Raw genomic sequence first — 19211 nt, 5'->3', positions numbered from 1 at the left:
AGGCGGCGCGGTCAGCTCAACTATCGAAAAGAGACAGAAAATTCAGGGGTATGTGTTTCGTCGTCATGCCAATGTCCGTTTCCGGCGAGACAGCAGCAGACTGGCCCTGCGGAAACGCTACGTAGCAGCGGCCGGCCGTGTGCCGGCTGGGCGGCGCGGCTGCCGCTGACGGACCGATGCCAAGCTCGGTCAGGTGCCGCAGCAAATCATGCTCGGTTTCGGAGCGCCAGCGCACCCAGGCGGAGGCAAAGCAGCGCCAGAAGCGCCAGCCGGCCCGCTCCAGCACCCGCTGCCGCCGCAGGTCGTCGTGCCACCGGTCGGGGCCGTGGTACTTGTCGCCATCGCACTCCACGGCGAGGCGATGGTCGTTGTCGCCTTCCACCACCAAGTCGATGCGGTACTGCCCGGCTTTCACTTGAGGCTGCACCCGGTAGCCGCGCTCCGTGAGGAAATCGTACATCTCCCGCTCAAAGGCGGATTCGCAAAGGGCCCGCAGATTGCTGACGCGGGCTTCGTCCTGGCCGTACGGGCTCACGAAATGCGCCAGCAGGTTGCGGCGCAGGTGGTCGGCCGGGCTCAGTTCATCGGCCTGTATGCTGCGCACCAGGTACATCCGGTCGCGGGCCCGCGAGGCCGCCACGTTGAAGCGCCGCTCGTCGTCCTTGTGGCCCAAGGCTTTGGGTTTGCCCGAAACGACCATTGAGAGGAACATAATGTCGCGTTCCTTGCCCTGAAACGTGTGTGCGTCGCCGCAGGCCATCTGGTGGCGCAGCATGGTTTCCAGCCCGATTTCCCGCTCCAGCTCCATCCAGATCAGCTGAGCCTGTTTGTCGGCCAGCAGCGAAATCACGCCGATAGAGCGTCCGGCAAATGCGGGGTCAGCCACCAAGGCTTTGATTTCCTCCACGATGAAGCGTGCCTCAGCGGGATTGGTGTCGCCCAGCCGCACGCCGTCTTCCACCAACACGTCGATTAGCGGCGGGTCCAGCCGCTCTGAGGCTTTGGGCAGGCGCAAGGGGTTCAGGCCGTGGCCGTAAAACTCGCGCTTGGAATACTCGATGATGGGCCCTACGCATCGAAAATGTTCCCGCAACGGCAGCTGCGAATCGGAGAAAACCACCTGAAACAGTTGGTAGATGGAGTGGCTGGGCGAAAGCTGCGGCCGGTAAAGCGTCGGCTGCGTGCTCAGAAACCGATTCATGAGTTCCGCTTCCTTTTCCTGCGTGAGCCCGCTGAAGCCCGGCCCCACCTGCTTGTCGTCGCCCACGATGAGCACCTTGCGGGCCCGCAGCAGGGCTGGCAGCGCCAATAGGTTCGACTGCGACGCCTCGTCGATGATGACCAGATCAAACGCGCCCAGCTCAGCCGGCAACGACTCCGACACGCGGTAGTGCGGCATGATCCAGCAGGGAATGGCGGCGTTGGCTACCGCGGCCGCTGCCTGCGCGTCGCGGCGGTAGCGGCCGGCGCCTTTGCCTGTTCCCTTACCTATCTTCACAACGGCGTTGCGGTAGGCCTGCAAAGCGCTGCGCACCTGTGGAGTAGCGTTATGGGCCAACTGCAGCCAGGTTTTCTGCTCGATGATTTCCTGGTACGCACGCGCCAACGTGGTTTCAGCCTGCTGGCGGTCGGCGGCCAGTTGCCGGAGCTCGGCGCGGCCGTCCAGGGCCTGCAGATGGGTGCTGAGCCGGCGCAACCGCCAGCGCCTGCGCCAGTCGGCGGGCAGCAGCTCATCGGTGGCCCCGGCGGCGTGCTGCTCGCGCAGCTGAGCGGCCCAGCGCGGCGCTCCGGAACGAGCAATGCGCCCGGTGAGGTCGGTAACGGTATCCAGTTGTGGCCGTAGGCCATGCACGCGCCGCAGCTCCTGCATCAGCGCCGCCCACTGCTCACGCAACTCAGCGTCGGTCAGGGCAGCTTGGCCCAGACTATCCGCAAAAAATCCTCTCAAGGTATCACTGATGGGGCCGGTGGTGCCGTGCAGAGCATTTTCGTACTGCTCGCGCACGGCCCAGGCAGCTTCCGATTGCAGGCGCACTTGGTGCTGTCGCAGCAGCTCGGCGGCCTGTGCCAGCGCAGCAGGCTGCTGGGCCGCGTTTCGGGCCGGCGCCCAGGTGGGCAGCAGGCGTTGCAGGGCAGCGTTGAGCTGGTCTTCGGCCGCGCGGGCGTCGCGCAGCTGCTCGTGGCTTTCGTATAGCCGAAAGGCTTCCTGCGTGGCGGGTATCGGCTCGGCGGCGGTCAGCAGCGGCAGCGCCAGTTCGGGAGCCAGCGCATTCCAACGGAATGCCAGCTCATGCAAGTGCCGCAACAGTAGCAGGTACTGCTCGGCGTGCGCCCAGTCGGCTGCCGTACCGGGTGCCGATGTGAGCACCCTGATTTCGGCTAGCCGCTGCTTCTGTGCGTTTTTGCCAAACCAGCCCGCCGCCCCGAACGGGCTGCGTCCCTGGGCCTGGTTGGTTACGGCGTTGAGCAGCTCATCGTCAAGCTCCGCCCCCGCCGGCACGCGCACCGGGCGCACCAGGAAAGCCCGGTGCGCGGCCTTGGCGGCGCGTAGCTCATTGCCCAGCGCCTCCAGCAGCTCATAAAGCCCGTCATTCCGAGCGTCGGCGGGGTGAGCCGGTTGTGCGGCGGCCCAGGGCAGCACCGCTACGGTTTGCTGCTGCTGCACTTCGGCTATCTGAGTCAGGGTTTCGGCCAGCTCGTGCAGCGGGTCGCCCCCGGCCGACAACGGCGGCAGCTCGCCGCTGACTACCGCCGCCTGCAGAGCAAGGGAGCTGCGTAGCTGTTGATGGGTGAGCAGCAGCTCGCGGGCTTCGGGCAGCTCCGCCAGCGCTGGCAGTTGGGCCATACGGTACTGCAGGTCGGCCCCTAACTCAGCCCGAACGGTTCGCAGAGCGGCGATGTCCGAATCGTCAAACTGCGGGCGGCAGGCAGGCGTGGCGTTCAGGGTGTCGGGCAGCCACTCGGCCAGGTCCAGCCCGGCCACTACTTCGTGGGCGGCCTCCGGAGCCGCCACCCGTTCGCCGTCAAGCTCCAGCGGCTGCAGGTTTTGCTCGCCCCAGTACCCAATGCGCCGGTCGATGTGGGCCAGCTGGCTGTGGCAGGCATCCAGCTGCGCCGCCAGGTGCCCGATTCGTTGGCTGGTGGTAGCGGGGTCGAGGCGCTGCACTTCTTCGGCAATGCGCTGCACGGCATGCTCAAACTGCTTCATGCCTTCCCGCTCACTGGTGAGCAGGCTGATGGCCAGCGGCTGCACGGCTGGTGGCAGCTTGTCGCGCAGCACGGCCAGGGCCGGGTCTTTCATCGACGTGACGAGCACGCGCCGGCCCAGGGCCAGGTAGTGGCAGATAACGTTGGCGATGGTGTGCGTCTTGCCCGTGCCGGGCGGGCCCTGCACTACCACGCCCGGCGCGTGTTCCAGCAGCTGCACGATGCGCACCTGCTCGTCGTTGAACGGCAACGGAAAGTACAGCTCCTGCATAGCCGCACCCTGCTGCGGCTCGCCGACCAACGACAGTCCCCGAAATGCGGGCAATACCCGGTCGGTGTGGTAAGTAGCCGGGTCACGCACCAGCGCGGCCACGGCGGCGGACAGTTGCAGAGCGGGCTGCTCCACCTGGGTCCGCAGGGCATCCAGGTCCTGCAGCAGGGTGTTGTTGGTGCGGGGGCGGGCGTACAGCACCCACGTGTCCGTGACCTGTAGTTGGGGTGTGGCCCCGGGCAGCAGGCGGGCCAGAGCAGGCGCGTCGTCGGGCAGGTAGCGGCCCTGGGCATCGAGGACTGCGGCAGCCAGGCGCAGAACTGGCTCATACGTGGCCGGCTCGGCGGGCGACAGGAATGGCTCGGCGGCCTGCAGCGGGCGGCTGCCTTGCTCCAGCTGTGCCAGCCCGGCCACTTCGTGTGCTGCATACGCATCGACTTCCAGCCGGCCCGGCAGTTGTCGGGGCCGCACTTCCAGGGCCATGTCGTCGGGGTTCAGGGCCAGCTCGACCAGACGCGTCAGCAGCGGGTAGCGCACGGTACCGCCGGGCAGTTGCCACACGGCCATGCCCATGCCCCACACCAGCTCCAGAGCGGTATCGGTCAGGCCGCCTTCCAGCTGCTGCTTCAGGGCATAGATGCGCGAATACCAGCCGATGGTCCGTCGGCGCCGCGTTTCGCTCAGGGACCAGTCCTGCCAGTGCTGCTTGACATACTGCTCCAGGGCGGCGGCCAGCCGGGGCGCTTCAGCCAGCTCCGGCAGCCGCATTGGCGCCACGGGGTCGTATTCGGGCGCGGCGGCCAAGCCAGCGGGCAGCAAACCCAGGCGCACCAGCGTTTGGGCCGGCACCTGCGGGCGGAGCACCGGTGGGCGGGCCGGGTCATTGACAAGTTCGGTGAGCGTGGCCAGTTTCACATCGGCAATGGGAGGCGGAGCCTGCTCCTTGAGGCGTTCCACGCGCAGCCACAAGTCGGTGTCGGGCCCCGTTGCGGGGGCTGTGGCAGGTGTTTGGCCGGGCAGCCACACGCCCGGCAGGCCAGCCAGCTGCGCCTCCAGGGCGTGGAAATTGTGGCTGGCCACATCGGTAACCGGTGCCGCGCGCAGCCGCACGCTTTCTTTGGTATAAGCCAGCAGGGCCAGTAGCCGCTCCTGTTCAATAGATAACACAAACGATTCAGAGGAAGACATAAGCAAAGCCGGCAGGACCTTGCCACGTGCAAAGCCCTGCCGGATTCAAGTTAGAACGCAAGGAAAGAGAATACAAACGCTCAGCTCTACCGCGCAGCCGCTTTTTTCAACCCCAGCTTCGAGTTTTTGAAGCCGTAATTGAAGTACAGCGCCAGCCCGATGATCAGCCAGCCGAAGAACAGCAGCCAGTTGTTGATGCCGAGCTGCGTCATCAGGTAGAGGTTGGTGAGCAGGCCCAGCGTGGGCAGCAGCGAAAGGTGCTTGCGGAACGAATACCACGCCAGCAGCAAGCTGGCCACAAAAAACACCAGCATCGGGATGTAGTGGCGGCCTTCTTCGTAGCCGCTGCTCAGGGCCTTGCGAAACTCCTCGATTCCGGCCGCATTGTACACGAACAGCAGCACGGCGCCTACCAGCAGCACCAACGGCACCAGATACTGCCCGTCGATGTACGGCACCTTGAAGCGGGCATCGGATTTGCCGTGCGGATCAATCACCAGAATGCCGCCGCACACCAACGCAAAGGCAAACAGCGTCCCGATAGAGGTCAGATCAATCACCAGATCCATGTTCAGCAACATGGCCGGTACGCCCACAAAAAAGCCCGTGACAATGGTGCTGAACGAAGGCGTATGGAACCGTGGGTGCACTTTGGCAAACACCGGGGGCAGCAGTCCGTCGCGGCTCATGGTCATCCAAATGCGAGGCTGGCCGATCTGGAATACCAGCAACACCGAGGCCATAGCGAAGATGGCTGACACCGCCACCACGCCCGCCAGCCAGTTGAGGCCCACTTTCTGGAACACAAACGCCAGCGGGTCGCCGACGCCCAGCTCCGTGTAGCTCACCATACCCGTGAGTACCAGCGTGATAATAACGTAGAGAACCGTGCAAATAATGAGGGCATAAATCATGGCGCGGGGCAGGTCGCGTTGCGGATTTTTGCATTCCTCGGCCGTGGTGCTAATAGCGTCGAAGCCGATGTAGGCGAAGAACACTGCCGACACGCCTTTGAGCACGCCACCCACGCCATTAGGAGCAAACGGGCTCCAGTTGTCGGGGTTGATGTAGAACACGCCCACCCCGATAACCGTGGCCACCACCAGCAACTTCAGCAATACCAATATATTCGAAGCATTCTTGGACTCCTTGATGCCGATGTACACCACGGCCGTGATAAGCAGCGTGATGAGGCCGGCCGGCAGATCGATGACCAGACGCAGGCCACCGAACAGCTCAGGGGCGGTATTCCAGGCTTTGTAGCCTTCGAGCTGCGCCGCCGAGGCGTCGGCCAGGGGCTTGCCGGCCTGCATCAGCGCCAGCACTTCGTTGTAGTATTTGTGCGCGCTCTGCATGCCCATCGTGAGCCAGACCGGCACCGTAACGCCCATGCCGCTCAGCAGCCCGGTGAAGTAATCGGACCAGGAAATAGCCACCACGATGTTGCCAACGGCATATTCCATAATCAGCGCCCAGCCAATAATCCAGGCGGCCAGCTCCCCGAACGAGGCGTAGGCGTAGGTGTAGGCCGAGCCGCTGACCGGAATAGTGGCCGCGAACTGCGCGTAGCACAGCGCCGAAAACGCGCAGGCAATGGCCGTAAACACAAACAGCAGCGACACGGCCGGTCCACCGTCGTGGGAGGCATTGCCGATGGTGCTGAAAATACCGGCCCCAATAACGGCCGCAATGCCCAGCGCCGTCAGGTCACGAACGGTGAGGTGGCGCTCCAGACCGCCGTGGCTGTGGCCTTCGGCGTCGGCGGGCGGGTTGTGCAGGATGTCGGTGAGGCTTTTGCGGCGAAACAGGCCGCTCAGGCGTGAGGGGGGAAGCGGAGTAGACAAAATCAGCTGGCGAGAGAGGTTAAGGGGCAAAAGATACAGAATAATGCGGCTAGGCTGCTTTCTGGCTTCGCAATGATGCCTTCTGGTATCATGGCCCGGTTTTCGGTAGCTTTCCTTCTCTGACTGCGTAAGTAGCTGTAGCCGCTTCACTTTTTCTCTCATTTTTCCAATTTCCCATGGCCTTCTCCGTCCCGAATCCCTGCCCCAAATCCTGGGCCGCCATGACGCCCACCGCCGACGGCCGCCACTGCGGCAGCTGCCAGCACGAAGTCGTGGATTTCTCGCGCATGACTGAGGCCGAAGTCACGGCCTGGCTGGCACGGCCGGCGGCGGGCAGCGTCTGCGGCTTTTTCCGGGCCGGGCAGTTTGCGCCGGTAGCCGCGCCGGCACCAGCCGCGCAGCCGCGCTGGCGGCAGTGGGTGCTGGCCGCCGTGGCGCTGCTGGGCCTCAAGCCGCTGCTGGCCATGGAAGAAGCGGCGGCGTTGTCGCCGCGGCGTGACGTACCGCGCGCCACCGAGCAGGCCGATAGCCACGCCGAAGCCCCGAAAGGCCAGGTTACGGTGCGGGGCCGCGTCCTCGACGATTCTACCGGGCTGGGCGTGCAAGGGGCCGAAATCTTCATCGGCGACACACCCTATGGCGCCGTAACCGACGAGCAGGGCAACTTCAGCTTCACCATGAAGCAGCTTTGGGCGCCGGTGCAGAACAACCTCGTGAGCCTGCGGGTGCAGGCCAGCCCTTTCGTATTCGTCACGCAGCAAGTAGCCGTGAAGGTCTCGCCGGCCCCGGCGCCGCTCGTCGTGCGCCTGAAGTCCATTCCCGGCCGGGGGCAGATCATGGGTCGTATTGCGCAGCACGAGCCGCCTCAGAAACCACCACTACAGTAGCAAAGTGAAATTCTGGCTGAAAGAAAGGCCCCGGCAAATTGCCGGGGCCTTTTTGTTGAAAATTATTCCGGGCCATTGTGGAATGCAGCGGAAGCTGGCATCAGACAGGCAGACCTTACAACTCGCTGCTATGCCTCGTCCTGTTTCGCTCACCGTTCCACGGCCCTGCCACGAGAGCTGGCAGTCTATGACGCCTACCGCTCAGGGCCGCCACTGCGCCACCTGCAATAAAGTAGTGTTGGACTTCACCCAAAAAACTGATGCCGAAATTCTGGCGCTGCTCCGGCGGGCGGCGGCACCCTGCGGCCGGTTCCGCCCCGACCAGCTGGGCCGGCCTCTGCTCCCGCTACCAGCTCCGGCACCGCGCTGGCGCACCTGGTTGGCCGCAGCAGCAGTGCTGGGGTTGCGGGAGGTAGCCGCCGAGGACAGTTGGGGCCAGCCGTCAGCAGCGGTGTACTCTCCCAGGCTGATAAGCCGCGATGAGCAAAAAGCTGCACTCCTCCCGCAACGGCAAGCAGCGGCTGCACCAGCAGATACAACAGTGGTACGCGGCCGGGTCACGGACAAGGCAACCGGCCAAGGACTCCCGGGCGTGACGGTGATGGTGCCGGGCACGACTATAGGCGTTGCTACCAGCGTTGATGGCACGTTTGAGTTGAACATCCCCGGAAGAACTGCAGCACAGGTCAGCTACTCCTTCGTCGGATATGTCACTCAGGTGATGTCACTGGAACAAGCCGCCACTCATCCCACAGTTCAATTAGAGGCAGATGTGAAAGGTTTGATGGGAGAGTTAGTAGTAGTAGTAGCTGGCGGTGTTAGATCATGACGCTGGTACGCTCCACGCAGCCTGTGGTACCGGATTTCACGTCCTTTCCGCACTTTTTAGCCTAAGCCGCACCAAACCTTTCTGCCTCCGAAATCCTTATTCCGGGGTATGAAGAATCTGCTGTTTGCTACCCTCGTTCTGCTATGTATCACCTCGGGCTGCGCCCTGAAGCCCACCAACAAGCACGATGTTTTCACGGAGCGGGCCCAGATGCCGCAGGAGGAAGCCGTGCATGCCCGCAACTCCTTGGAATGGTGGTATTTCACGGGGCACCTGAAAGACAGGAAAACCGGTGAAATCTTCGGGGTGGAATACGTTTTCTTCCATTTCAACCTGAACGGGAAGAAGGACTGGCAGATGGTGAACTTTGCCCTTACCGACCCCAAGACCCAGCAGTTCCGCTACGACTATAAGGTGGAGCAAAGTGCTGGCCTGCTCCCTGTCACGCTGCCGCTGCAGCTGGCCCTGCAGAAAAAAGACCAGCGCTGGACGCTCAGCGGGCAGGAAGGCCGCTACCAGCTGCAGGCCCGCATGACCAACAACCCCGGCCACGCCATCAGCCTCAGCACCACGCCCGCCAAACCCATTCTGCTGCACGGCGGCACCGGCTACGAAAACTACGGCGACGTAGCCAAAGCCGGCTACTACAGCTATCCGCGCCTGGCTACCACCGGCACGCTGGAAGTAGACGGCAAAACCCACGAAGTGGAAGGCGAGCTGTGGTACGACCGGCAATGGAACTGCAACTCCGTCACGAACAAGGGCATCGGCTGGGACTGGTTCAGTATTCAGCTTGATGAGCCACGGGAAGAAATCATGGCCTATCATCTCTACGACAAGTCCAGCGGGCGGGCTATTGATGGGGGCTCGCACTTTGGGCCCGAGGGACAGAACACGCACCTCGCCGCCGATGATTTTGAGCTGGAAACCACCGCTTGGTGGACCAGCCCTGCCACCGGCCGCAAGTATCCGGCCAAGTGGCACCTGACCGTTCCCGGCCAGGGCTATGACCTCACGATTGAGCCGCTCGTGCCCGACCAGGAGTTGGTGCTGCGGTTGTTTGCCGGTATCAAGCTGCCGTATTGGGAAGGCATGTGCCGCGTCACCGGCACCCACCACGGGCGGCCCGTCACGGGCACCAGCTACGTCGAAATCACCAACCGCAAGGAGATGAAAGTGAAGCTGCCCCCCGCGCCATCCGCCGCCACCGGGGCCGCCGGGGCGTCGCGGTAGCGGCCCGGCGTTACCCTTTTAGCACCACTCGAAACGTGGTGCCCCGCCCAACCTCGCTCCACTTCACGAAGAGTTTGCCTTCGTGGTAGTTCTCGATAATGCGCTTGGCCAGGGCCAGCCCCAGGCCCCAGCCGCGCTTTTTGGTAGTGTAGCCCGGCAGAAACACGTTGTCGATTTTGCTTTTCGGGATGCCTTTACCGGTGTCCGTAATGTCGATGGCAATGCTGGACTTGTCGCGCAGGGGCCGGCGCAGGTGCAGCGTGATGCTGCCGCGGCCGTCCATGGCATCCACGGCATTTTTGCAGATGTTCTCAATCACCCAGTCGAAGAGCGGCACGTTTACCAGCGCGGGCGTATCGGTGGGCAGGTCAGTTTTGATTTCGAACGTCACCTTTTTCGAGACGCGGCTTTGCAGGTAGGCAATGGCGTTCTGGGTGGTGCGCAGGATGTTTTCGGGTTTAAGTACCGGCACCGACCCGATGTTGGAAAACCGCTCCGTAATAATCTGCAGCCGCCGGATGTCCTTGCTCAACTCCTCCACAATCGGCTCGTCGCGGAACCGCTCACTCTCGCTCAGGTAGCTCTGCCAGGCCATCAGGCTGCTCAGCGGCGTGCCCAGTTGGTGCGCCGTTTCCTTGGCCAGCCCTACCCACACACGGTTCTGCTCGGCGCGGCGCGAGTAGCTGAACGCGAAGTAGGCCATCACGCCTAGGCAGCCGATAACCGCCAGCTGCACCAGCGGATACGTCCGCAGCTGCGTCAGCAGCACCGAATCCTTGTAGTATATATAGTTGCGTGTGCCCGTCAGTTCCACCACGATGGGCGCATGCTGCTGCTTCATCACCTTAATTTCGCGGTGCAGATACGCAATGGCCGCCTTCTCTGGTAGCCCTTTGGGTACCAGCACGTTCTTGGCGTCCACGATGTTGCCCGCATCATCGGTAAGAATGATGGGAATCGTGGTGTTGGCATTGATGATTTCTTCGAACACGAAATTGGTGTTCGAGTCTACTTCGGAATTGATGATGAACCGCTGAGCCTTGGCATACAGGTCAATCTGCTGCTGCTCGCGCTCCGACACGCGCTGCACCAGAATATTGGTATAAATGACGGTAGCAGCCGCAATCAGCAGGGCTACTGCCACAATTAGCAGCTTGATGCGGGATTTTTGGTCGTAGATGGCTATCAAAGGACGAGAGAAACGCGGGTGGAATGCAGGAAAGCGCCAAGGCAACCTTTCGGCCTGAGGGCACGAGTAGCACCCTGGCGGGCCGGGGCAGCGAAGGTACAACGCGCGGCGGAGCACGGCCGTTGCCTGCCCGGCAACCGCCAGCCACTGGCGCTCAAATGATTTTTGTCAGTTTATCCGCGCAGGAAAGGCCTCCAGAGCCCATAAACAGGGTTTTGCCGGCTCCCGAACCAGGATGACTACTTGACTGTTTTTACGCTACCGATTTGTGCCGTAATTTTGCCCTCTACAATTGCAGTAGCCACCCGCTATGCCTCACCCCTTTAAGGCCGTCAGTCTCTCGTTCAAGAAAGCGCCCCTGGAAATCCGGGAGCTGATTGCACTGGACGAAGCCGCCTGCCGCCGCTTCCTGCACACCCTGCACCACGACCTAGGCCTCACGGACCTGCTGGTGCTGAGTACCTGCAACCGTACGGAGGTCTATTACTCCGCCGATTTCGACCACAGCTCCGTCATCATCGACGCGCTGGGGCAGCTCAAAAATCTGCCGGAAGCCCGCAGCTACACGCCCTATTTCGATACCCTCACGGATGCCAACGAGGCGGTACACCACCTCTTCGAAGTAGCTATGGGCCTTGATGCGCAGGTAGTTGGCGACCTGCAAATCAGCAACCAGGTAAAGCAGGCCTATCAGTGGTCGGCGGATGAAGACGCGGCTGGTCCGTTTCTGCACCGGCTGTTACACACCGTATTCTTCACCAATAAGCGTGTACAGCAGGAAACTTCTTTCCGCGACGGCGCTGCCTCCACGTCGTATGCCGCCCTGGAGCTGGTAGAAGAGCTAACTGCCGATGTAGCCAATCCGCGCGTGCTGGTGGTAGGGCTGGGCGAAATTGGAGCCGATGTGTGCCGCCACTTCGGCGACAGTAAGCTGTTTCAGGACGTTACTATCTGCAACCGAACCCGATCCAAAGCCGTGGACCTGGCCGCCGAGTGTGGCCTGAAAGTGCTGGATTTTGAGAATCTGGTGCAGGGGCTGAAGGAAGCCGATGTGGTGGTATCATCCATTGCGGCGGCCACGCCTTTCTTCACCCGCGAAATGGTACAGCACCTGGATGTGCTGAGCTACAAATTCTTCATCGACCTGTCGGTACCGCGCAGCATTGAGGCCGAAGTAGAAACTGTGCCGGGCGTCCTCGTCTACAACATCGACGCCATTCAGAGCAAGGCCTCGGCTGCGCTGGAACGCCGCCTGGCTGCCGTGCCGCACGTGCGCGCTATCATTGCCGAAAGTATTGCCGGCCTCAACGACTGGGCTAAGGAAATGCTGGTTTCGCCGACGATTCAGAAACTCAAAAATGCGCTGGAGCTTATCCGGCAGGAGGAAATGGACCGTTTCCAGAAGAAGATGAGCCCGGAGGAAGCCCGCCGTATGGACGAGGTGACCAAATCCCTGATGCAAAAGATTCTGAAGCAGCCTGTACTGCAGCTCAAAGCGGCCTGCAAGCGTGGCGAAGCCGACCAGCTAATCGATGTGCTAACGGACCTGTTTGACTTGGAAAACCAAGCCGCTACAGCCTGACTACCAGACGCACATACCCCCATAACATAGAACAAGCGCCCTGATGTAGCTACATCAGGGCGCTTGTTGCATTTTAGGGCAGCGTCTTGGCAGCCCCCAACGAAAAAAGACCGTCAACTGGCGGTCTTTTTCGGTTACTCGCAGGCGGAATGCCTGTACTACATCGTGTCGCAGCATTCCTCCAGCGAGTCGATAACATCGAGCAGCTTCGGGATGGACAGGGAGTAATAGATTTTGGTACCTACTTTGAACGACGACAGGATGCCGCGGTCTTTGAGGGTGATAAGGTGCTGAGAGGCAATGGCCTGTGGCAAATCGAGGGAGCGGTAAATTTCAGTTACCGTCATTTTATCCTCTTTACCGAGCAGGTCTACAATGGCCAGGCGCTTGGGGTGAGCCAAGACCTTGAGCATTGCAGCGGCCTTATCTACTTTTTTCGATTCTACGCGTGAAAGCAAAGGTTTCATACTGTGTACAACGGTGGCTAGGTGGAAAAGCGGGCGTTTCAGTCAGGAATATGCCTACTACGATATTTCCGACTTAAAGAGTTCCTATCTGCTGGAGTTAGGGGTAAAAAATTGTGGCTTTCTACTTAACGAACAAGGCCTTCAATTGGTACTGTTCGGGGCAAAAGACCCACATTCTTACCCAGGGCTGCGTACCTTTGGCTGATAAAACTTCCCCCTACCCTCTCCACCCCTTCCCGATTTTTCCCCATGAAAGACCTACTGGCCAAGTTCGAGAATAAGCGTCCTGAAATCGTGTTTGAGTGGAAAGATGCCGAAACCGAAGCCGAGGGCTGGGTGGTTATCAACTCGTTGCGGGGCGGCGCAGCCGGTGGGGGCACCCGTATGCGCAAAGGCCTCGACAAGCGCGAAGTAGAGAGCCTGGCCAAAACCATGGAAGTGAAGTTTACCGTGTCGGGCCCGGCCATCGGCGGTGCTAAGTCAGGCATCAACTTCGACCCGCAGGACCCGCGCAAGCGTGGTGTGCTGGAGCGCTGGTACCGCGCTGTCATTCCGCTGCTCAAGAACTATTACGGCACTGGCGGCGACCTAAACGTGGACGAAATTCACGACGTCATCCCGATTACGGAAGATTACGGCCTCTGGCACCCGCAGGAAGGCATCGTGAACGGACACTACCGAGCCACTGAGCCGCAGAAGATCCAGAAGCTGGGCCAACTGCGCCAGGGCGTAGTGAAGGTGCTGGAAGACGTTACGTTTACGCCGGACCTAAGCCGCAAGTACACTGTTGCAGACCTGATTACAGGGTACGGGGTAGCAGAAGCCGTTCGGCATTACTATGAGCTATGGGGCAGCCGCAACGTAGCAGGCAAGCGCGCCATTATTCAGGGCTGGGGCAACGTGGGTGCCGCCGCCGCTTACTACCTGGCCAGCCAGGGTGCGCGCATCACCGGCATCATCGACCGGGCCGGTGGCCTCATCAAGGAAGATGGTTTCTCGCTGGAAGAAATACGGACCCTCTTTCTGCAGCGCGAAGGAAACGCCCTGACGGCTGACAATCTGTTGTCGTTTGAAGACGTGAACCAGCGTATCTGGAGCAGCGGCGCGGAAATCTTTATTCCGGCAGCGGCCTCGCGGCTCGTTACCCGCGGGCAGGTAGAACAGCTGATTGCGGGCGGCTTGGAAGTTATTTCGTGCGGCGCCAACGTGCCGTTCCAGGACCCCGAAATCTTCTTCGGGCCTACCGGCGAATTTGCCGACCAGCATACTTCGGTCATTCCCGATTTTATTGCCAACTGCGGCATGGCGCGGGTGTTTGCCTACCTGATGGAAACCAATGCGGAAATCACCGACCAGGCCATCTTCGGCGACACGTCGCGCATCATCCGCCGGGCCCTGGAGCGCACGCGCAAGCAAGGCGACTCGCGTATCGGTGTAGCGCAGAAGTCGTTTGAAATGGCACTCCGCCAGTTGGTATAACTTGGCAAGCAGGCGCTTGCAGACCTGGGATTTTGGCTGGCTGAACTACCGCCCGGACTCTAAGTGCCACAGATTTCAAGCTACCTATTCATGACGCTACAGGAAATCCTGCATTTTCGCTTTCTCGGCAACAACGTGGCCGCGTACCTGACGTGCGCGGGCATTCTGGTGTTCGGATACCTTTTCAAGAGTCTGCTTTCCAAACTCTTATCACGGCTGGTATTCCGCTTTATCCGCAAGCGGACGGAGGGAGTCAGTGAAGCGCAATTTCAGGCCCTGCTGATTGACCCGATGTCTATCGTCGTGTTTTTCATCACGATATACCTCGCATTTCAGGTGCTCGATTATCCGGTGAGCAGCTCTGAGATTACGCGGCACGAGCCCTGGCCCAAGGTGGCGCTGTTTCGGCTATATCAGGTGGGCCTCATTGCTGGCATTACCTGGATTGCGCTCCGCCTGGTGGACTTTCTGGTGCTGGTGTTCCGCCGCCGGGCCGAATCCAACGCCTCCCGTATCAATAACCAGCTTATCCCATTTGCCAAAGACCTGCTGAAGGTGATGGTGCTTACAATGGCCTTTCTGGCGCTGCTGGGCCGGGTATTTGGGGTCAACGTTACGGCTCTTATCGGGGGCCTGGGCATCGGGGGGCTGGCTGTAGCTTTCGCCGCCAAGGAAAGCCTCGAAAACCTGATTGCCTCTTTCACCATCTTTCTGGACCGGCCTTTTGCCGTAGGCGACTTAGTGGAAGTAGGCGCCGTAACGGGCACCGTAGAAAAAGTAGGTTTCCGGAGCACGCGCCTGCGCACCGCTGAAAAAAGCTACGTGACGGTGCCCAACAAAGCCATGATTGATAAGCCGTTGGACAATCTTTCGTTGCGGACGGCGCGGCGCGTTACGTTTACGCTGGCCCTCAGCCATGCTACTACCAGCCAGCAGCTGCACCAAATTGTTCAGGAAGGCAAACGCCTTATCGGCGAAAATCCGTTGGTGACTCAGGATGTGCAAATGCAGTTTTCAGCCCTCACGCCAGCCGCCAAGGAAGTAACGGTGCAGTATTTTGTAGAAACAACAAACTACGACGAGTATCTGGCAGTGAAAGAGGAGTTGAACTACCACTTGGTAGAGGCTGTGGAGCGAGCAGGCGGCTCGTTCGCCAGTTCTGGCACTACAGTCGTGCAGCTAAACACCGGTGGCCGGCTAGATGGCCTTAACGCGTTAGACACTTCGGTCTTGTAAAGCGTCTCTTCTTCCTGACCACCACACAACAAGGCCCGGCTGCTTCCAGAAGCAACCGGGCCTTGTTGTGTGGTGGTTCAGTTATTTATCGACGGCCGCCTAGCAAACCGCCCAGCAAGCTGCCCATACCGCCGCCCATCAGGCTGCCGAGGCCACCGCCACCGGCGCTCCGAGGCTGTGAGTTAGGCTGTCCGCCCAGCCCGCCCAGAATAGACATCAGTGAACCAAGGCCACCGCTACCGACATGAGAACCCTGCTGTGGCACATTGCCATACTGGTCCGTAGCGCCGGAAGAGCCGCCGCCCATCATGCCGCTCAGCAAACCTCCGCCGAGCAAGCCACCGAGCAGGCCACCCATCGAGCTGCCGCCCATAGCGCCGCTCATCAGACCACCCATAGTGCCGCCGCCAGTCATGCCGCCTAGGAGGCCACCGCCACTGCTCTGGCTGCGGCCACCCATCACTTTCGACAGAACCATTGGTGCTACTACGCCCAGCAGGCCGGCCATTAGCGCGCCTTTCGGGATGCCAGCATTATCGAGCTTATCAGTGATACCGCTAAAGAAGCCTTGTTTGGCCGGGTCGCTGGCATCATGAGGAACATGGGCAGCCTGATCTACAACCTGGTTCAGCGCCTGCGTCTGCTGGGGTGTAATGTCAAGATAGGACGCAATTTTGTTCACCATATCTTCCTCATCGTTGGCATAGGCACCATCGGCGCGGGCAAAACTGATGAGGTCCGTAACGAGCGAGAAGCGCAGGTCGCTGCCACGCAGCACATCCAAATTGGTCTTGATGCTTTCGTTGGTTGAGTCGCGGGCGGCAGATAGCACTTGTTGCGTGGCACCACCAGAAAGGCCAGCCTGGTGCGAAAGCTGCTGCAGAAACTCGATTTCGGTAGCGGAGGCTTCACGGTCGGCGGAGGCCAAGCTGGCAATTACGCTCAGGTAGGCTGCTTTTTCTTGGTCAGAGTAGTTCTGAAGGAGTTGGGAATCGTTCATCGTAGGTGCGATTGGAGGGTGGGCAAATAATTCGCTGCTGCTCTTAACGCACGTCAGCTGTTTAGGTTAAACCTCCTGATTCAGATTCCAACTATTCCTCCTTTTAGAAGTCAAAATACTCGTCTGGCTGCGGCTGAGCTGGCTTCTTCTCGGGCTTCTTGAGTTCGAACGCCTTGCGAGGCTCCGAAGGAACTGTCGTGTTTGCCGACGGTGCTGGCTTCACTATTTCTCCCAGTCCGGGTTTGCGGCCGGTGGCTGGCGCAGCGGCAGGTGCCGGCCGTGCTGCCTGCGTGCGGCTCCGGTCGTAGGTCACCCGGAAATTGTCCTCATCACCCTGAATAGCCAGCAGCAAACTAGGCCCGGTTCCCATGCTGGCTGTGCGCTGAAGTAGGCCCGGCAGAATCGGGATGCTGACGTGGTAATCCATCTGCTGGTCGAAGGTATGAGTGCCGGTGACGCGGATGAGCGAGGCGGCGCGCACATTGGAGCGGATTTCCATCTCCGGCAGATACACCGTCCGGCTCTGGATGTAGACCGGCGTGGTGAGCTGGGCAAAGCGCAGGTGCCGCAGCCGCTCCCGGCCCGCAATCATGGAGAGCTTCTGCAGCGGCTGAAAATTATTCAGCTCCCCGTTGCGAACCGTCAGATTTACCTCCGCTTCCATTCGGTCGGTGAGCGGGTTCAAAGCGCCATCGAAGTATAGGTCTGATTCGGCTGTAGCGGTGAGGGCACCACGCAGGTGATGGGCCGTAATGAAACGCTGTCCGAAATCCTCGAAAGCATAGAACAGGCTATCAAGCGGCAGCTGCTGACAGCTGACTGTGGAACTGAGGCGTAGCAACTGCGGCTGGCGAGCATCGAGAGAGCCCCGGAAGCTGACCCGCCCACCCGCCGCCGCCACCGATAGCACCGGAGCACTAAGCACTTGGTTTTGCAGCCGGATGGTACCCGTCAGGTGTTGCCCACGAAACCGCCGAAACCGTACCCGTTGCGCTGTAGTCTGCACTTGCAATGCCAGCTGGGGCGGCAACCGAAACCCGTAGTCGCCGGCTGGGGAAGCTGCAGCCGCTGTCTTGGTGCCGGCCACAGGTGTGGGCTGGCGCAGGCGCAGCAACTGGTCGAAATCGAGCAAACGGGAATCCAGTTTAGCGTCTACTGCCAGTTGTTGGCCGGGGAGTAGCAGCCAGGGCAAGGCATTGCGGAGCATCCCACTCAGCCGGAAGTCAGAAGCACCCAAACGGCCAGCAAAGCCACTTACGGCCACATCGTTGCGGCGCAGCACAAAGCTCCCGTTCAGGCCCGTGAAGGGCTGGCTGAAGTCGCGTAGATGCAACTGTAGATTTCGCACTACCAACTCGCCGCTGGAGCGCACAGCGGCCGTAGTAGGCCGGGCCCGAAACTGGCGCAAATTGCCAGCAAACTGCAGAGTGAGCTGTGCCGTGCCGCTCCCGCTTCGTACCGCAGCCAGCGGGTAAAACTGTAGGGCACGCGCCACATCGAAATCAGTGCGCAGGTTGAGGGCGAGGCTGGGGTCCGAGAAATTTTCGTAGCGCAGGTCGCCGCTGAAAGGCCGCCTCTGTAGTGTGCCTCGTACTTCGCGCAGGCGCAGCACCGAAGTACGCGCAGCCTGCGCCTGGCCGTTGCTGAAACTCCCTTTGAGAAATATGTGCTCCACAGCCTGTTTCAGCGCCGGATGATACAGGGAGGCATTTCGGCAGCCAAACTGCACGTCTATGCGCGGATTGGCTTTGGCGGACATTTCCCCGCGCACTGTCCCGCCAAAATAGACGTCGCCACGGCTGCGGTAGGCACTCAGCCGACTCACTAACCGCGCGGGCAGTAGCGCCAGCACCGACTGTACATCGGTATTGCGCCCTTCGGCCCGCAGGTCCAGGGTAGTAGCGTAGCGGTAGTTGACGCGCCCGGCCACGCTGTAGGCGGCAGCCCCCACCCTCAGTTCGGAGGGCTCGATGGTGACGAGGCGGGCAGCACGGTCTACCCGCAGACGGGTATTCAGGGTCAGCTCTTTCCGGCGAAAATATGCATCGGAGCCCAGCTGCAACGCCCCAGTCAGCATCGTTCCCTGCGCCTTCACTCCCACCAGCATATCCTCCACATCAAGCTGGGCTTTCACGTCATGCACCTGCACGGCGTAGCGCTGCTGCCGTTGCTGGTCGTCGTACACCGCTCCCACCCGCTCCAGCCGGATATTTTCGAGCGCAAAAGCAAACGGCTGGTCGGTGACGGTGGCCGTGGTATCGTAGCGGATGACATCGTAGTTGGCGCGGCCCTGCGGGTCGTGGCTCACGCGCACCTGGCCGTCGGCGAGCGTTACGGCCCGGATGCGGTAGTGGCCGCGGGCCATGTCCCAGGCATCAAAGGCGAAGTAGAGGCGGCGGGCCCGCGCCAGCGGCACGGTATCCTGCGGCAGCGAGCCACTCACCCGCAGATCGTGCAGCGTGATGGAAACCTGCGGAAACTGGTCGAGCAAGGACACTTCCATGCGGCCCACTTTCACTGGCGTGGCCAAGTAGCGGTTGGCTTCCTGCACAAACAGCGCAATGATGCGCTCCTGCCCCAGCCACACGCCGCCGACTGCTGCCACGAAGAGCAAAAGCACCCCACCCAAAGAAAAAAATAGTAGTCGCCGCAGCTTTTTCAATACCCGAAAATTTCTGACCCTAAAAGAGTTGTCTTCTCATCCACCCCCATGTCGGGTAAATTCACGGCTTAAAGTTCGCACAAAGAGTTGCGTAATCGAAAATGACCTGCCATATTTGCCATCCCAAACGGGACACG

At 60.9% G+C, this 19211-nt stretch carries 12 protein-coding genes; 6 read left to right on the top strand and 6 right to left on the bottom strand.

Annotation, left to right across the window (positions count from 1 at the left end):
• Positions 1-16: 16 nt before the first annotated feature.
• Both IC231_RS00950 and IC231_RS00945 read right to left on the bottom strand, forming a co-directional pair.
• Entirely contained in the window at positions 17-4666 is a 4650-nt protein-coding gene (locus tag IC231_RS00950; protein WP_190782752.1) for an AAA domain-containing protein, read from the bottom strand.
• 86 nt (positions 4667-4752) lie between these two features.
• Entirely contained in the window at positions 4753-6510 is a 1758-nt protein-coding gene (locus IC231_RS00945; RefSeq protein ID WP_211538802.1) for an amino acid permease, read from the bottom strand.
• Positions 6511-6686: 176 nt separating this feature from the next.
• Between IC231_RS00945 and IC231_RS00940 the strand changes: the two genes are divergently transcribed.
• From IC231_RS00940 to IC231_RS00930, 3 genes are all read left to right on the top strand, one after another.
• Positions 6687-7397 (top strand): peptidase associated/transthyretin-like domain-containing protein, encoded by a 711-nt coding sequence (locus tag IC231_RS00940; protein ID WP_190782751.1) that lies wholly within the window; start codon positions 6687-6689, stop codon positions 7395-7397.
• A 130-nt stretch (positions 7398-7527) separates the two neighbouring features.
• Positions 7528-8226: a carboxypeptidase-like regulatory domain-containing protein gene (locus IC231_RS00935; protein WP_190782750.1), complete on the top strand. Its 699-nt coding sequence runs from the start codon at positions 7528-7530 to the stop codon at positions 8224-8226.
• Positions 8227-8334: 108 nt separating this feature from the next.
• A complete protein-coding gene (locus IC231_RS00930) occupies positions 8335-9459 on the top strand; it encodes a lipocalin family protein (RefSeq protein ID WP_190782749.1) in 1125 nt (374 codons plus the stop codon).
• 10 nt (positions 9460-9469) lie between these two features.
• Here IC231_RS00930 and IC231_RS00925 read toward each other — a convergent pair whose 3' ends face one another.
• On the bottom strand, positions 9470-10648 hold the full coding sequence (locus tag IC231_RS00925; protein WP_190782748.1) for an ATP-binding protein: 1179 nt from the start codon (positions 10646-10648) through the stop codon (positions 9470-9472).
• A 310-nt stretch (positions 10649-10958) separates the two neighbouring features.
• On the opposite strand from IC231_RS00925, the gene hemA reads away from it, so the two are divergent.
• The gene (hemA, locus tag IC231_RS00920) at positions 10959-12230 is read left to right on the top strand and encodes a glutamyl-tRNA reductase (RefSeq protein ID WP_190782747.1); all 1272 of its coding nucleotides are present in this window, start codon (positions 10959-10961) and stop codon (positions 12228-12230) included.
• Positions 12231-12388: 158 nt separating this feature from the next.
• On the opposite strand, the gene IC231_RS00915 is transcribed toward hemA, so the two are convergent.
• A complete protein-coding gene (locus tag IC231_RS00915; protein WP_044014970.1) occupies positions 12389-12697 on the bottom strand; it encodes an ArsR/SmtB family transcription factor in 309 nt (102 codons plus the stop codon).
• A gap of 249 nt (positions 12698-12946) precedes the next feature.
• On the opposite strand from IC231_RS00915, the gene IC231_RS00910 reads away from it, so the two are divergent.
• Entirely contained in the window at positions 12947-14176 is a 1230-nt protein-coding gene (locus IC231_RS00910; RefSeq protein ID WP_190782746.1) for a Glu/Leu/Phe/Val dehydrogenase dimerization domain-containing protein, read from the top strand.
• A gap of 90 nt (positions 14177-14266) precedes the next feature.
• Positions 14267-15412 carry a mechanosensitive ion channel family protein gene (locus tag IC231_RS00905; protein ID WP_190782745.1) on the top strand — a complete coding sequence of 382 codons (1146 nt, stop codon included), beginning with the start codon at positions 14267-14269 and terminating at the stop codon, positions 15410-15412.
• 85 nt (positions 15413-15497) lie between these two features.
• Here IC231_RS00905 and IC231_RS00900 read toward each other — a convergent pair whose 3' ends face one another.
• Together IC231_RS00900 and IC231_RS00895 are read right to left on the bottom strand one after the other, a co-directional pair.
• Complete coding sequence (locus tag IC231_RS00900; RefSeq protein ID WP_190782744.1) at positions 15498-16412, bottom strand: TerB family tellurite resistance protein; 915 nt, start codon at positions 16410-16412, stop codon at positions 15498-15500.
• A 103-nt stretch (positions 16413-16515) separates the two neighbouring features.
• The gene (locus IC231_RS00895) at positions 16516-19032 is read right to left on the bottom strand and encodes an AsmA-like C-terminal region-containing protein (RefSeq protein ID WP_190782743.1); all 2517 of its coding nucleotides are present in this window, start codon (positions 19030-19032) and stop codon (positions 16516-16518) included.
• Positions 19033-19211: the final 179 nt, after the last annotated feature.

The organism is Hymenobacter duratus, assembly GCF_014698995.1.
Classification (GTDB): Bacteria; Bacteroidota; Bacteroidia; order Cytophagales; family Hymenobacteraceae; genus Hymenobacter; species Hymenobacter duratus.
Note: the sequence above shows the minus strand (reverse complement) of the source record. Positions and strands in the feature narration are given on the sequence as shown.